The organism is Microbacterium sp. Leaf351 (assembly GCF_001423825.1).
Classification (GTDB): Bacteria; Actinomycetota; Actinomycetes; order Actinomycetales; family Microbacteriaceae; genus Microbacterium; species Microbacterium ginsengisoli.
Genome location: NZ_LMPK01000002.1, coordinates 21,059 through 22,750 on the forward strand (window position 1 = coordinate 21,059; position 1,692 = coordinate 22,750).

Annotated in this window: 2 protein-coding genes; both read right to left on the minus strand. The window is 75.6% G+C overall.

Translation table 11 applies throughout. The annotated features are described in order from the left end of the window. Positions 1 to 186: 186 nt before the first annotated feature. Positions 187 to 459 (minus strand): amidohydrolase family protein, encoded by a 273-nt coding sequence (locus ASG00_RS18720; protein WP_327037325.1) that lies wholly within the window; start codon positions 457 to 459, stop codon positions 187 to 189. Further along, positions 456 to 1,692, minus strand: a 1,237-nt coding sequence (locus ASG00_RS00575) for an adenosylhomocysteinase (protein ID WP_082482954.1), incomplete at its 5' end; no start/stop codon positions are given. The genes ASG00_RS18720 and ASG00_RS00575, both read right to left, overlap by 4 nt.

Here is a 1,692-nt window from a genome sequence, read left to right on the forward strand (position 1 = left end):
CCAGCTCATCACCTCCCAGTAGGTGATGCCGTGCAGCCCGGCGTCGTGCAGCGCTGTGGCGGCCGCGGCATCCGTCACGATGTCGGCGGCGGCGGTCACGCCGTGCGCCAGCAGGTCGCCGGCTCCGGATGCCGCGGCGGCCGCCCAGTCGTGCGGGTGCGCGTAGAGGCGGTCGAACGCGGCCGCTCAGTCGTCGAAGCCGCGGTAGCGGCCCCGCCCGACCTCGGCCATGCCGGAGTACTGCAGGTGGGTGTGGGCGTTGACGAGGCCGGGCAGCAGCACGCCCGGCCAGCGCACCTCGCGCACCTCGTCCCCGCGGCCTTCGAGCTGTGCACGCACCCAGGCACGGTCGCCGACGTGCCGGATGCGTCCCTGCGAGACCGCCACTGCGCCGTGCCGGATCGGCGGCGCTGTCACGGGCACGACCAGGTCGGCCGTGTAGAAAACGACGGATGTCACGTCCCGCTCCGGTGCGCGAAGCGCGGCGAGCGCCACCCGTCGGCGGCCCTCGCGACACCCACGTCGGGGGCGTCGACGCTCACACCGCGGGCGGCGAGCGCCGCGCGCGCGATGAGGTCGTCGACGGTCGCGGACACGGCGTGAACGCCCGGCGCGGGGCGCGTCGCGAGGAGCTCGCCGAGCGCGGCGAGCTGCACGGCGAAGGAGAGGTCCATGATCTCGATCGGGTTGCCCTCGGCGGCCGTGATGTTCACCGCACCGCCGCCACCCAGCAGCAGCGCGCCTCCCGGGAGCCGGTCGATGCCCGGCGCGACGGGCTCCGCTCCCGGGAGGTCGTCGACCTCGCCGGGCACCCCGCCGGCCACGGCGACGACGGCAGAGCTCTCGGCGATCGCGCGGGGCACCGTGCCGGCACGACCGGTGGCCGAGACCACCAGAGCGCCCGCCGCCCGCTCAGCAAGAGGAGCCACCTCGAACCCGTCGTGGAGCGCGCGAAGCGCCCGCACCGGGTCGACCTCGGCGACCGCCACGTCGGCGCCGAGCGCGCGCAGCACCGCCGCGACGCCCTCGCCGACCGGGCCGTACCCGACCACGACCGCGGGCTGGTCCCGCACCGTACGCCCCACCACGTCGAGCAGGTCGGCGACCGCGAACACGCACGACTGCGCGGTGCCGTAACGGTTGTCGAACCAGGTCTTCGTGCGCGCGTCGTTGACCGCCATCACCGCGGAGCGCAGCAGCCCTGCGTCGGCCATCGCCCGCAGCGGCGCGAGCCCGCTCGTCGTCTCCTCGCAGGCACCGATCCATCCCTCGACGAGCGACGGCTCGAGCTCGTGCGCGAGACGGATGAGGTGGGCACCGTCGTCGAGCAGCACGTCCCACCCCCTCCGCAGGAAGCCCTCGGCGGCGGCCCGTTCCGCGACACCCGACAGCGTCGTGTCCGCCACCACGAGCAGCCCCCGCGCGCGCAGGGCGGCCGCGACATCCGCATCGGTCTCGTCCGGGTGCGCGTACACGCCGACCTCGGCGCCCGCGGCGCGCAGCAGCAGCGCGAGTCGGGCGGTCTTCGGCTCGAGCATCATCGCCACCGCGACGCGCAGGCCCCGCAGGTCGAGCCCCTCGGCGACCCCCGCCGAGACGGTCATGAGTCGTGCGGCGCGGTCGATGCGGGCGTCGGCGTCGACCGCGTCGACGAGCGGCTCGCCGTCGAGCTCGACGACGAGCTCGTGCGGG